Source organism: Microbacterium gorillae (assembly GCF_050990725.1).
GTDB lineage: Bacteria > Actinomycetota > Actinomycetes > Actinomycetales > Microbacteriaceae > Microbacterium > Microbacterium gorillae_A.
The window spans coordinates 109,624-123,251 of the sequence record NZ_CP158844.1 but is presented as its reverse complement, the minus strand read 5'-3'; the positions used below and the strand labels follow the sequence as shown (position 1 = coordinate 123,251).

The 13,628-nt window shown below is 66.8% G+C and carries 11 protein-coding genes; 4 read left to right on the top strand and 7 right to left on the bottom strand.

Annotated elements, in window-relative coordinates:
- Nucleotides 1-101 precede the first annotated feature (101 nt).
- The 3 genes from ABTV68_RS00565 to ABTV68_RS00555 all read left to right on the top strand — a co-directional run bounded on the left by ABTV68_RS00565 (nt 102) and on the right by ABTV68_RS00555 (nt 2,475).
- Nucleotides 102-1,286: an MFS transporter gene (locus tag ABTV68_RS00565; RefSeq protein WP_433675670.1), complete on the top strand. Its 1,185-nt coding sequence runs from the start codon at nt 102-104 to the stop codon at nt 1,284-1,286.
- Nucleotides 1,287-1,313: 27 nt separating this feature from the next.
- A complete protein-coding gene (locus tag ABTV68_RS00560; RefSeq protein WP_433675669.1) occupies nt 1,314-2,144 on the top strand; it encodes an aldo/keto reductase in 831 nt (276 codons plus the stop codon).
- A 97-nt stretch (nt 2,145-2,241) separates the two neighbouring features.
- Nucleotides 2,242-2,475, top strand: coding sequence for an RNA-binding S4 domain-containing protein (locus tag ABTV68_RS00555; RefSeq protein ID WP_433675668.1), 234 nt, complete (start codon nt 2,242-2,244; stop codon nt 2,473-2,475).
- Between the two features lie 208 nt (nt 2,476-2,683).
- Here ABTV68_RS00555 and ABTV68_RS00550 read toward each other — a convergent pair whose 3' ends face one another.
- The 4 genes from ABTV68_RS00550 to ABTV68_RS00535 form a co-directional block, all read right to left on the bottom strand.
- Complete coding sequence (locus ABTV68_RS00550) at nt 2,684-3,583, bottom strand: DMT family transporter (protein ID WP_433675667.1); 900 nt, start codon at nt 3,581-3,583, stop codon at nt 2,684-2,686.
- A 52-nt stretch (nt 3,584-3,635) separates the two neighbouring features.
- Nucleotides 3,636-4,064 carry a cupin domain-containing protein gene (locus ABTV68_RS00545; RefSeq protein WP_433675666.1) on the bottom strand — a complete coding sequence of 143 codons (429 nt, stop codon included), beginning with the start codon at nt 4,062-4,064 and terminating at the stop codon, nt 3,636-3,638.
- A 12-nt stretch (nt 4,065-4,076) separates the two neighbouring features.
- Entirely contained in the window at nt 4,077-4,712 is a 636-nt protein-coding gene (locus tag ABTV68_RS00540) for a hypothetical protein (protein ID WP_433675665.1), read from the bottom strand.
- A 141-nt stretch (nt 4,713-4,853) separates the two neighbouring features.
- Nucleotides 4,854-9,470 (bottom strand): SdrD B-like domain-containing protein, encoded by a 4,617-nt coding sequence (locus ABTV68_RS00535; protein WP_433675664.1) that lies wholly within the window; start codon nt 9,468-9,470, stop codon nt 4,854-4,856.
- A 468-nt stretch (nt 9,471-9,938) separates the two neighbouring features.
- Between ABTV68_RS00535 and ABTV68_RS00530 the strand changes: the two genes are divergently transcribed.
- Entirely contained in the window at nt 9,939-10,817 is an 879-nt protein-coding gene (locus ABTV68_RS00530; RefSeq protein WP_433675663.1) for an alkaline phosphatase family protein, read from the top strand.
- Here ABTV68_RS00530 and ABTV68_RS00525 read toward each other — a convergent pair.
- From ABTV68_RS00525 to ABTV68_RS00515, 3 genes are all read right to left on the bottom strand, one after another.
- A complete protein-coding gene (locus ABTV68_RS00525) occupies nt 10,799-11,371 on the bottom strand; it encodes a hypothetical protein (protein ID WP_433675662.1) in 573 nt (190 codons plus the stop codon). The genes ABTV68_RS00530 and ABTV68_RS00525 overlap by 19 nt on opposite strands.
- 148 nt (nt 11,372-11,519) lie before the next feature.
- Nucleotides 11,520-12,629 carry a fatty acid desaturase family protein gene (locus ABTV68_RS00520; RefSeq protein ID WP_433677666.1) on the bottom strand — a complete coding sequence of 370 codons (1,110 nt, stop codon included), beginning with the start codon at nt 12,627-12,629 and terminating at the stop codon, nt 11,520-11,522.
- Between the two features lie 175 nt (nt 12,630-12,804).
- Nucleotides 12,805-13,008 carry a cold-shock protein gene (locus tag ABTV68_RS00515; RefSeq protein ID WP_404920233.1) on the bottom strand — a complete coding sequence of 68 codons (204 nt, stop codon included), beginning with the start codon at nt 13,006-13,008 and terminating at the stop codon, nt 12,805-12,807.
- Between the last annotated feature and the right edge of the window lie 620 nt (nt 13,009-13,628).

The window sequence follows — 13,628 nt, the reverse complement described above, 5'->3', positions numbered from 1 at the left end:
TCCTCAAGTAGTTGCTTGCGCTGGATAGTTGCGCGTGCAATCATTATTGCTGTCGACGCAATATCCCGCGTTTGCAACTATCTTACAGGAGTGCTCCACACATGCCTCTCGGACTTCTCGCACTCGCCATCGGCGGGTTCGGAATCGGACTGACGGAATTCGTCATCATGGGCCTGCTGCCCGAGGTCGCGCGCGACTTCGGCGTCAGTGAAGCCGCAGCGGGTGGCCTGATCTCGGGCTATGCCCTCGCCGTCGTGGTCGGTGCTCTGGGGCTGACCGCTGCCACCACTCGCCTACCACGCAAGACCGTGCTGCTCGGGCTGATGGTGCTGTTCATCGTCGGCAACGTCATCACGGCACTGGCGCCGGAGTACGGCATCGCCCTGGTCGGTCGCATCATCGCCGCCCTCTGCCATGGTGCCTTCTTCGGAATCGGATCGGTGGTCGCGGCGTCGCTCGTCCCCGCTGATCGGGCGGCGCGCGCGGTGGCGATCATGTTCACGGGCCTCACCGCCGCCAACGTGCTGGGCGTGCCCTTCGGCACGTTCCTCGGTCAGCAGTTCGGTTGGCGTTCGACGTTCTGGGCCATCGCGGCCATCGGCGTGATCGCGTTCATCGGCGTCGCAGCTCTGGTGCCGGCCGCCTCCGGACACACCGCGGCGCCGAGCCTGCGTCGCGAGCTCGCGGCATTCCGTTCCGGCCAGGTGTGGCTGTCGCTGATCGTGACCGCTCTCGCCTTCGGCGGCATGTTCGGCGCGTTCACCTACATCGCCTACACGCTCACCGAGGTGTCCGGCTTCTCCGCCGGCGCGGTGCCGTGGCTGCTGGTGCTGTTCGGCACTGGACTCGTGGTGGGCAACGCGCTCGGCGGTCGTCTGGCCGACAAGCACCGTGACGCCACCCTGCTCTGGTTCATCGGAGCTCTCATCCTGGTGCTCGCCGCCTTCGCTCTGCTCGCCAGCTGGCAGCCGGCGGTGATCGCGCTGCTGGTGCTGATGGGTGGATTCGGATTCGGCACCGTTCCCGGGCTGCAGAGTCGCGTGATGGCCTACGCCGACACGGCACCCACGCTCGCCTCGGGCGCGAACATCGGCGCCTTCAACGTGGGCAACGCCCTCGGCGCCTGGGCCGGCGGTCTCGGCATCAGCGCCGGCCTCGGGTTCACGTCACCGCTGTGGATCGGCGCCGCGATCACCGTCGTCGCGTTCGTCGTGATGATCGCCTCCGCGCTCGCCGCCCGCACCTCCCGCCCGGTCCCGGCGCCGGCCATCCCCGTCGCCGCCTGACCCATCCCTCATCCCACAAGGAGAGCCATGTCCATCGGCATCCCCCTGATCACGCTGAACAACGGCGTGCCGATGCCCCAGCTCGGTTTCGGCGTCTTCCAGGTCCCCGATGCGGAGACCACCGCCGCTGTCACCGCGGGGCTGCAGGCGGGCTACCGCTCCATCGACACCGCCGCGATCTATGGCAATGAGGCGGGCGTCGGTCGTGCGATCGCCGAATCCGGCCTCGCCCGCGACGACCTCTTCCTGACCTCGAAGGTGTGGAACTCCGACCACGGCTACGACGCCACGTTGCGCGCCTACGACGTCACGCTGGAGAAGCTCGGCGTCGACGCGCTGGACCTGTACCTGATCCACTGGCCGGCACCGGGTCGGGACCTCTACCGCGACACCTGGCGCGCGTTGGAGCGGATCTACGCCGACGGTCGAGTTCGCGCCATCGGCGTCTCCAACTTCGAGCCCGCGCACCTGGACCGACTGCTTGCGGATGCTGAGGTCGTTCCTGCCGTCAACCAGGTGGAGCTTCACCCGTCGTTCCAGAACCGGGCGGTGGTGGCGGCGAACGCGGCGCATGGCATCGCGACCGAGGCATGGAGCCCGCTCGCGCAGGGCGCGGCACTCGGCTCCGAGCCGGTGCTGGCGGCTGCGGCCGCGCACGGCGTCACGCCGGCGCAGGTGGTGCTGCGCTGGCACCTGCAGCAGGGCCGGATCATCATCCCGAAGTCCGTGACCCCGTCGCGCATCGCCGAAAACCTCGACGTGTTCGGGTTCGACCTCACCGCGGATGAGCTCACCGCGATCGACGCACTCGACATCGACGGTCGCACCGGCCCCCACCCCGCCACGTTCGAGGGTTGATCCCGAGAAACCCATACACGGTCGAGAATCCCCGCGTTGCGGTGTTTCTCCGCCGTGCATGGGTTTCTCGCACGTGTGGGATCGATACGATCGACGAGTGACCAGCTCCGCAGACATCCCCGAGGTCGAGGTCGACAGCGACATGATCCGCCTCGGCCAGTTCCTGAAGTTCGCGGATCTCATCGAGTCCGGTGGTGAGGGCAAGGAGGTCATCGCCGAAGGCCTCGTGGCCGTGAACGGCGAGATCGAAGTGCGTCGCGGCCGTCAGCTCCAGGACGGCGACATCGTCGACCTCGACGACCGCTCCGTCCGCGTCCGCCTCCTCGGCTGACCCCGTCGTCCGCCCTTCCGCAACGCCCCCTCCCCGCGTCGCCCGCTCACCCGGTCCCTCGTTGGACCCTCATTCGCACTCGGGCGTCCGTTCCTCGGCCGACCCCGCGTCCGTCCCCTGCCCGACACCATGACCCGCGAGACTTCCGTCTGTGGGCGACAATCGCCGCGTTGCGTGGATTCTCGCCCACAGACGGAAGTCTCGCGGGCTATGTTTGCGGCGGGGTGCGGCGGCGAGAGCGCGGGGTGAGTTCGCTGACCACCATGCCGGCGATGATCATCGCGGCTCCCACGATGGCGAGCGCCGGCAGGCGCTCCCCGGCCAGGCGGCCGAAGATCCCCGCCCACACCGGCTCGCCGGCGTAGATGATGGTCGCGCGAGTCGGCGACACGGAGCGCTGCGCCCAGTTCATGGCCCATTGGATGGCCGCGCTCATCGCACCCAGTCCCACGGCGGCAAGCAGCCACACCCACGAGAACTCCGGCACTGCTTCACCCGCCACCGGCATGGTGAGGAACGCCAGGAGGCTCGCCACGATCAGCTGCACCACCGTCACCCGGCCGACGTCCACGCGACCGGCGAACACGCCGATCAGGATGATCTCGGCGGCGATGGCGAGAGTGCTGATCATCGTGACCAGCTCGCCCTGGCCCAGGGAGAACCCCGCGGCAGAGGGTCCCGCCACGAGGATGAGCCCCGTGAACGCCAGGGCAACACCGATCCACACGGTCCAGCGCGGCGCCTTGCGGAACACCACCCACTGCAGCAGCGGCACGAGCGGCACGTAGAACGCCGTGATAAACGCCGACGTGCTGGAGTCGATGGTCTGCAGCCCCACGGTCTGCAACCCGTAGCCGAGATACACCATCACACCGATCGCGGCGCCTGCGCCGATCTCCCGCGGACGCAGTCCTCGAAGCCCGCGGTTCAGCACCAGGGCGCCGATCACACCGGCGGCGAGGAACCGGACCCCGACGAAGAACCAGGGGCCTGTCGTGGTCACGGCGAAGTGCACGATGAGGAAGGTGGCGCCCCACAGGAAGGTGATGGCGACCAGCACCCACTCCTGGCGGCTGAGGCGCAGGCCTCGGGCGGCGGTCGGGTTCACTCCCCTATCCTGGCGCTCTGCCGGATGCACACGCTAATCGGGAGACCAGTCGTCACCAGGGAAGCGGACGGTCGACGGCGCGTTCGCTGTCATCCGGCAAGTGGGGAAGCTCGCCCCCACCGGATCGGATGCACAGCCACCGCAGCTCCTCCGCGCTGTCCGGACGCGCGCGCCACGTGCGCCACACGCCCTGCCCCACGCGGACCACGGAACCCGGCCCCACGTCCACCACGTCGTCATCGAGGCCCATCTGGCCGCGCCCGTGCAGAAACACGTACAGCTCCTCGATGCGCGAGTGACGATGCCAGTAGCTGACCGAGTCGCCGGGCTGGAGCGCGTTGGCGGTCATCCCGATGTACTGCATCTGCAGATCGTGATCCACCACGTGCCGCCCGGCCCAGGTGGTCTCCGGCCGGAAGCCACCGACGTACTCGTGCCACCGCTCCGGCGCACCGATCTCCACAACCTCGTAGTCAGACATGCTCGTCCTCTCCTACTTCGCACTCTCGATCAGCGCAGCCAGGTCGTCCGGCAGCGGCTCCGGCGTGGCCGACTCGTCGACGGTGATCACGAGGTCATCCGTGCCGTTGTCGAGGCGTTCGAGTTTGTTGTCGTCGAGCCACAGCCGGGTGACGGCCTCCGAGCCCTCGGTGCTCGACGGCAGGCGGTATACCTCGAGGTCATCCTCGGTACCGAGGTAGCGTGCATCGGACTGCTGAAGCAGCTGGGCGTTCTCCGGACGATCCGCGGAGAGGGAGAACAGGATGATCATCGGTGCGAGGTCGCCCTGCCCCCACCCCGACGCCTGCCAGCCCTGGTCGGTGTTCCACGCGTACCAGTCCGTCGTCAGCAGCACCCGCTGCTCCACCGCCAGCCCCTCCGGGCCGCGCTTCACGGTTCCCCAGGCGCGATGCTCGGTGGCGTCAACGGTCAGGTCCGCCACCGCATGCGAGTCGGATTCGGGGTCACCCAACTGCACGTGAGCGACATACTCCTCCGACTGGCCAAGCTGGAACCGCGCCTGCGCGAGCAGCTCGGACTGCGCCGTGGTGAGCGGTTCTCCCGTTTCCGACAGCCCTCCCGAGCATCCCGCCAGCACTGATGCGCCGAGAACCACGGCGGCGAACATCGCGCCACGTCGAATCGCACGGCGAGGACGGGGACGGAACGGCAATGGGCGCACGGTTCTCCTTGCTAGGGCTACTGCGAGTCTGGCATACGAGGGCGGGCCCGTCGCTTTCGCGACGGGCCCGCCTTGGTGTTGCTCGGGTTACTGCTGGCTGGTGCGGCGGCGTGCGATGAACGCACCCGCACCGGCGAGGAGCAGCAGGGCCGCGAGGCCCGCGAGCGGGGTCATGTCACCGAGACCGGTCGACGGCAGCGCACTCGGCGTCGGCGTCGGGGTCGGGGTGACGACCGGGATGAGCGCGTAACCCACGTCGTAGGTCGGGTCATCGACCTCGCCCGGCAGGGCGGAGTTGTTCCCGGTCTTCGGCGTGGTGACCGGGACGCGTCCGGTCGCGGGGTCAGCGTTCGAGTCGGTACCGTCGGTTCCCTGGCCCGGGCGGGTCAGGAAGTGTTCCACGCCGTCCACCGTGACAGTGGTCGGGAACTCGAGGAAGTAGTCGGTACCCGGCTTCAGGTCCGTGAAGACGTAGAAACCGTTCTCGTCGGTGGTGGTCGTGGCGACCAGGTTGCCATCCTTGTCGAACAGCTTCACCTCAACACCCGGGAGAGGCTTCTCGCCCGGATCCTGAACACCATCACCGTCCGCGTCCAGCCACACGTAGTCACCGATCGACACCAGGTTCGGGTAGAACCCGAAGTCCAGCGTGTCATCACGCGCACCATCCGTGGTCAGGTCACCCGACGACGCGGAACCCGTGGACGAGTCCGTTCCCGGCTCACCCACACCCGGCAGCGTGGGCAGGTACCCGGCCGGCGGGGTCACCGTGACCGTGTACTCCTGACCCGGGGCCAGCACCGGCAGGTTCTCGAACGAGTACTTGCCATCCTTGTCGGTCGTGACCGGACCCACCGGGTTACCGAACACATCCGTGACCGGCTTGCCATCCGGACCCGTCAACGTGAGGGTGACACCCGGGATGCCGGGCTCGCCCGCATCCTGCACACCATCACGATCCGTGTCCAGCCACACGAAGTCACCCACCGACACCGACGGGATCACATACCCGGCATCGATCGTGGGGTCATCCGCCTGGCCCGGCTCAGCCGAGTTGTCACCCGACGTCGGCGCGTTGAACGTGTACTTACCATCAGCACCCGCGTTCGAGTCCGCACCACGATCGCTACCGGCACCCGGCGTGGTCAGCGGGTACTCAACCCCACCAACCGTCACCGTCGTCGGGAACTGCACCGTGTACTCCGCACCCGGAGTCAGATCGGTGAACACGTAGTACCCGTCCTCATCCGTCTTCGTCGTACCGACCAGGTTGCCATCCTTGTCGAACAGCTTCACCTCAACACCCGGAAGAGGCTTCTCACCCTTGTCCTGGATGCCATCACGGTCAGCATCAACCCACACGTAGTCACCAACAGACACCAGCACCGGCGGCGCGTAGCCCGCGTCGATCGTGGGGTCGTCAGCCTCACCCGGAGCGGTCGAGTTGTCACCCGACGTCGGAGCAGTGAACGCGAACTTGCCATCCGCACCCGGGTTCGAGTCCGCACCACGGTCCGAACCGGCACCGGGCTTGGTCAGCGGGTACTCCTTACCACCCACGGTCACCGTGGTCGGGAACTGAATCAAGTAGTCCGCACCCGGCGTCAGATCCGGGAACGCGTAGTACCCGTCCTCATCCGTCGTCGTACGAGCAACCTCGACACCCTCAGCGTCGTACAGAATCACGGTGGCACCAGCAACGGGCTTCTCGCCCTTGTCCTGGATGCCGTCACGGTCCGCGTCCAGCCACAGGTAATCACCCACGGACACCAGCACCGGCGGCACGTAACCCGCGTCGATGGTGGGGTCGTCGGCCTCGCCCGGAGCGGTCGAGTTGTCACCGTTCGCGGGCGACGTGAACGAGTACTTGCCGTCCGCGCCCGGGTTCGAGTCCGCACCGCGGTCGCTGCCGGCACCCTGCTTCGTCAGCGGGTACTCCTTGCCACCCACGGTGACGGTGGTCGGGAACGCGATCGTGTAGTCGGTCGACGGCGTCAGGTTCGGGAACGCGTAGTACCCGTTCTCATCCGTCGTCGTGCGAGCGACCTCGACACCCTCAGCGTCGTACAGGATGACCTCGGCACCAGCCACCGGCTTCTCACCGGAGTCCTGGACACCATCACGGTCCGCGTCGATCCACAGGTAGTCACCCACGGAGACGAGGATCGGCGTGGCGTAACCCGCGTCGACACCGGGAAGGTCGACCTCGCCCGGAAGAGTCGAGTTCTCACCGTCAGACGGAGCGCGGAAGGTCGCGCGACCCGTCTCGGGGTCGGCGTTGGAGTCCTTCGTGCCGTCCGTGCCCTGACCCGGACGGGTCAGCGGAACCTGCTTGCCGTCCACCTCAGCAGTGGTCGGGAACTGAACCGTGTACTCGGCGTTCGCCTCGAGGTCACCGAACGCGTAGAACCCGTTCGAATCCGTCGTGGTGCGAGCAACCTCGACACCGTTCGCGTCGTAGAGGATGACCTCGATGCCCGCGATGGGTGCCTCGCCCGGGTCGCGCACGCCGTCGCTGTTCGCGTCGTACCAGACGTACGTGCCCATCGAGACCAGCTTCGGCACGAAACCGAAGTCGATCGAGTGGTCGTTCACGCCGGCCTTCGGCGAGGTGATAGCCGAGACGACCACACCACCGTCGTTGAGCACGCCGTTGCTGTCGATGTCGCGGTTGAGTCCAGCGTTGGCCTCGGTCGGCGTGTAGCCGACCAGCGGCCCACCCGCCTCGAAGTCGCTGGCGCGGTCCAGACGGACCTCGTACTTCGTGTCCGGAAGCAGACCATCAGCGGTGTCGAAGTAGTACTCACCGTTCGCGTCTGTCTCCGTGGTCGCGATGAGCGTTCCTTCTTCGTCATACAGGCTCACCTGCACGCCGGCAATTCCGCGCTCATTCGGGCTCTGGATACCGTCCTGGTTCAGGTCGGACCAGATGCGGTTACCGATCTGCTGCGTCTGCTCCAGAACGAGTGCCTCGAGATCCGCCAGACCCATGCCCTTGTAGAAGGCGCTGGTGAGGAAGGTGTTCCCGCGTCCGTTGCCGGTCTCGACGTCATACGCCCGCAGACCGTTGGTGTTGATTGCACCGGTGGCATCCATCGTGTTGCTGACGACAGTGTCGCTACCGGGCACGTGCGCGATTCCCGAGTAGGCCGCCTGCGCGTGGAACGCGCCGGTGTCAGAGAAGTCATGAACGGGGTTCGCGAAGTCGAGCGACGTCGCGTCCGCGGGCAGAGCGATGATGTCGCCGGTCGCGACGATGTTGCCGTAGGAGGGCGTGTCGCGGTCCTTCTGACCCACGTACATGCCGAGACCGTACTGGTCACCGCTGCGGTCGCGGAAGCTCAGAACCATCTGACCGTTCTCGATGAACTCGATGTCGCCGAACATCGGCTGCGGCACCACGAACTGCGGCCACCAGCCGACAGCCGGAGCGTTCAGACCGCCGTTGATGCAGGCCTGCGGGACGTCGTCGGTCCACACACGCCAAGCCACCGGGTTGCACTCGGCGGCCATCGAGCCACCGAAGGGGCCGTTCTGTCCGGCGCGAGGGACGGTCAGCGCGACCTCGCCCTCGCGGGTGCTGACCGGCAACGCGCTGAGCGTGCCGTCTGCAGCCCGCTCGTACTCCAGCAGGTAGGTCTTCATGTCGCTGCCGCAGATGGCACCCACGAACAGGCTGGAGTCCTTCTGACCGAGGCCCATGGGCGACCAGTCGCTGGTGCAGCTGGCCGGAGCGTCGATCTTCAGCGTCTGCAGCGGAGCCGGGTTCACATCGGCCTGCACCGGGTAGACCACGAGGGAATCCGTGTTGAGGTTCACGGTGGTCAGGAACTTGTTGTCCGGAGTGATGTCGACATCGCCGAGGGCCTCGCGTCCGACGGCCTCGCGGAAGGCGAAGTCGTGGTGGACGAAGCCTGCGGCCGGGTCGAGCGGACCGAGGTCGTGCTCGGTGTCACCGGCGTTCGCCACGGTGGCGTAGATCTCCCATGCGCCCGTCACCGAGTTGACACGATAGATCGCACCGGAACCGCCGGGGCCGTAGAGCGAGCCGCGCTTGGCGTAGGCACCCGCGTAGATGTCGAGGCTCCGGCTGTCCATGCCGATGCCGTAGACAGCGCCGATGGTGCCGGTCGTGGTGATGTCAGTCGGGCCACCGGTCATGTCGTACCGGGTGCTGTAGACCTCGGTGCCGCTGTTCTGCGACGGCCAGATATCGTTCCCCATCACAGAGGAGTAGATGCGGGCACCGTCCACACCCAGTGTGGTGTAGTCGACGTAGCCGACCGTCAGCGTCGCGTCCTTGCCACCACGCACGTCCACGAAGGACACGGCGGGAGCGAACTGCGGGTCGGTGTGACCGTCCGCGATCTGCGCCTCGCTGTACTTGCCGGCATCCGGGTTGGTGACCTCGACGCGGTAACGACCGCCGGCCAGCGTGTTGTCGGCGGCGGCGAGAGTTGCCACGCCGTCCGCGTCGGTGTCGACGACGATCTCGTCGCCAGCGATGTCGAAGAAGTGAACCTTGACACCCTCGAGCCCGACGTCGAGACCGTCGTGCTCCTTATTCACGTTGTTGTCCTGCACCACCGTGACGGAGATGGTGCCGTCACCGGTCGCTGCGACAGCGGCTGGGCTCACTCCCCCCACGGTCAGCAGGGTTGCGGCCAAAGCACCGACCGCACCTCCTGCGATGAGCCTCTTCACAGATCACTCCTGTTCGATTGCGCGTCTCCGCGCACGCAGAGTGCACCGCGCCTGACGGGGAACCCGGGCGCGCGGGCAGCTGGTCCTGGGGATAGGCCAGCTTCTCGAATCTAGCGGCTTGACGAAGGGGCGGGAAGGGCCGAGGAAGGGCCCCTGACCGGCCTGTTGCGGCCACGGGTGACCATCACGGAGAGCGTTTTCACATCTGTGCGACGTGAGAAACCCCTGAGATATCGCTGGACGGCGTCGATGTGCCTGCGATGAGCGACGGACCGGTCACAAGCACCCAAAACGCCCTCGTTTTGAGTAACGATCCGCAACGTTCAATCAAATGACCCCAGTATTGGGGTCATAGCTCCGGCGATCGTCCAATGCCGGAAAAGGTCGTGGGTCAGGCGGCTCCCCCCGCCCGCTCAGCCATAGTCTGAACGGGCGGCGAAGGACGGCCGCAGTGAAGCGAGGAGCACGATGACGCGGCATGTTCTGGTGATCGGCATCGACGGCGTCCGTGCTGATGTGCTGCGAAGCGCCCACGTTCCCCACATCGACGCGATCGGTGATGCCGGGTTCCGGGCAGACGTCCGCGTGGACGACCGCAATCCCACGATCTCGGCTCCGGTCTGGGCGAGTATCGCCTCGGGTGTGCATCGCGATCGCCACGGCATCGATGACAACGACCTGCGCGGTCATCACCTGGACGAGTATCCGGACTTCCTCTCCCGCATCCGGGCTCACGATCCGGCTGCTACGACGTTCGCCGCCGCGGCATGGGCGCCCCTTGTCAGCGACGCCGCCGGAGGACCCGTGTTCGCCCCCGGCGGGTTCCGGCCCGAATTGCCGACCGGCGTCGAAGACGGCACCGACGATGCGGCCCTCGCCGCGATCGCGGTGATGGACGACGCTGTGACATCACGAACGGCACGCGAACTGCTCTCGCGAGACCACGCCGCCGTATTCGCCTACCTTCTCCTTCCCGACATGGTGGCGCACGCCGAAGGTGTCACCGTCCGCTACCGCGAGGCGATCGAGCGCGCCGACGAACAGGTGGGTGTCCTCCGGGCCGCCATCGAAGCGCGGCCGCAGCGCGCAGACGAGGACTGGACGATCATCGTGGTGACCGATCATGGCCACCGCGACGGGGGGCATCACGGTGGCGACAGCGATGCCGAACGCACCGCGTGGATCGCGGCGTCCGGTCCCGGCATTGACGCGAGCTCCGCCGCCGGGGCGTCGCAGGCTGACATCGGCGTTCATGCCCTCTATGCGCTGGGCGTCCCCGTGCCCCTCGGCCTCGACGGTCGATCGTGGGCTGCGACGAGCACCTCGCCTCAGCCGAGCAGGGCGTAACTCAACGCGAGTGCAGCGCCGAGCGCGAGACCGGCGATGAGCTGCCCCGCAGTGTGCGCGCGCAGGCGATAGCGCGCCCACACCACGAGAAGCGGGATCAGCATCGCGATCAAGCCGATGGGACCGAAGAGCGCGACCTGCAGGCCGGCGAAGAAGGCCGCGATGGTGGCGTGGATGGAGATCTTCCAGCGCAGCGTGATGACCATCACGATCATCAGCGCAGCCACGGCGGCGACGGACAGTCGGACCAGGCTGCTCGGAGCTTGCAGGAGCACCACCGCGACGGCACCTGCGATGACCACGACGAGCGTCGCGAGCAGGATGGGCATCCGCTGGCTCCGGTCCGCGACGAACCGGCCGTCCACCTTGCCGGCGCGCGCGAGCCAGATGGTCGCGCCATAGGGTGCAACAGCCATGGTGAACACTGAGATGAGTGTCGGCAGGACAGCCCCGGTGGGCAGCCCCACCTCCAGCAGGCCCACGAGCAGCAGCGGCGACGGCCCTCCGATCTCGGAGATCACCGTCGCCACCCGATCGCGTGTCGAAGCCCTCACGCAGCAATGCTCTCGCATGAAGGGGATGTCGATGCGTGGGTGTTGATCGCGACACGAATCGAGGAGAATTCGCCGAGCTCGTCACCGACGTCGGGCTTTCGTCCTCCGTTCGCGACAATCTCCTCGTTTCGCGACAGCAGGACGCCCGTCAGACGCGGCGGTACTGTCGCACCATCGGGCAGTCGAACGGGTCCCGGGCCGCAAGCCCCACCGTGTTGAGGTAGTCGATGACGATGGCGTACGAGCGCCACAGCGACGTCTCCGCGTAGGGGACGCTGTGCTTCGCGCAGTATTCGCGCACGATCTCACGCGTGCGAGCCAGCTGCGGGCGGGCCATGCTCGGGAACAGGTGGTGCTCGATCTGGTAGTTGAGGCCGCCCATGAGGATGGTGGCCCACCACCCGCCGCGGATGTTGCGCGAGGTGCGCACCTGCTTGGAGAAGAAGTCGAGCTTGGCGTCGGGGGCGATCACCGGCATGCCCTTGTGGTTCGGGGCGAACGACGCCCCCATGTACACGCCGAACACCGCGAGCATCACGCCGACGAAGGCGAACGCCATCCCGATCGGCAGCAGCAGGAAGACAGGAACAAATACCAGCGCGAATCGCGCGACGATCATGCCGAGTTCCGACCAGCGATTCGTGATCGGACCGCGAGAGAGCAGGTGACGCAGGCTCTGGTAGTGCAAGTTCAGACCCTCCAGCGTCAGCAGTGGGAAGAACAGCCACCCCTGTCGTACCGTGATCCAGCGGCGCAGCCCCCGCGCTTCCGCGGCGTCCGCCTCGAGGAACGAGATGGTGTCGACCTCGATGTCCGGATCCTTGCTCACGCGGTTGGGGTTGGCGTGGTGCCGGCTGTGCTTGCTGTTCCACCAGGAGTAGCTCATGCCGACCACGGCAGCCAGCACGCTGGCCAGACGGTCGTTCGCCGGGCCCGTGCTGAGGATCTGGCGGTGCCCGGCCTCATGCGCGAGGAAGGCGACCTGTGTGAACAGGATGCCCAGGGCGGCGGCGATCAGCAGCTGGAACCAGCTGTCGCCGAGCAGGATGAAGCCGGCGATCGCACCACCGAAGCCGACGGCGATGGCGAGCGCGGTGAGCGCATAGAACCACCGGCTGCGACGCAGGAGACCCGTCTCGCGCACAACCTGCGCGAGCTCGGTGTAAGCGCGGGCGATCGGAGGGAAGTCTTCGCTGCGTGCGTAGGTCTGGCGGACGGGTCCGAGGGTGCTGACAGAGTCGGCGGTGATGGAAGAGATGGAGGCGTCGATTCTCTGAGCAGCCCGGGCGCGCGACTGGATGCGGAAGCGCGCGGCGTGTGCCGACCACTTCTGCCCAACGCTACGCGGCGGTGCATGCCGCCGGCTGAATACGACATCCGAAGATGACAAGAGGAGGGTGCGAATACTCGCACCCTCCTCTTCACTTCAAGATTCAGAGAACCTGGATGTTCGCTGCCTGCATGCCCTTGGGGCCGCGCTCGGCGTCGAATTCCACCTTCTGGTTCTCCTCGAGGCTGCGGTAGCCGTTGCCGGAGATCGCGCTGAAGTGCGCGAACAGGTCGGCCGAGCCGTCATCGGGAGCGATGAAGCCGAAGCCCTTGTCGGAGTTGAACCATTTGACGGTGCCAGTGGCCATAACGTCATTCCTTCTGTGCTTGGGACCGCGTGTGCGATCCCCGTAACCGCGACGATGCCGCCGCGGAGCTGTGCGGGTGAGGCGCGCATGCGCGCTCACCGGTGGGGTGGACGCCGCGGACGCGAGAGCGTGTGCGGTGTCGAGGATGTCGCGCGCCTCGTCGAGTGTGGCGGTGTGCGCGACCGGCACGGCGTGAGCGTCGTGCGCGACGAATCGTCCGGCGTCTTCGGCCACGAATCCGGCGAATTCGCCGTTCAGCGTGGCGACGTGAACGTCGTGATCGGCCTGACGCCACACCAGCTGGGCAGACGTCGGCGGAGGAGGAAATGCAGGGAAAGTGATGAAGAACAGCCAATCAAAAGTGAAGGGGCGTGCACCGACTCTGGTGACGCGAGGCAGATGATGATCTGCCAGGAGGAACAAGCCCGGAAGCCGGTCCGAAGGATTTCGGGGGAGAAACGCGACCTCAGTTGCCTGAAAAATCAACTATAGCATGCCGGGCGGTTCGCGCTGACCCTCATCCGAAATGATGAGGCGGACTTCAGCATTGTTCCCGATGCCGTCGAGACGGCGTTCTGGTGAAGTGGCTCTCGGTCTCCCCCGCTCACCGCCAGACAGGA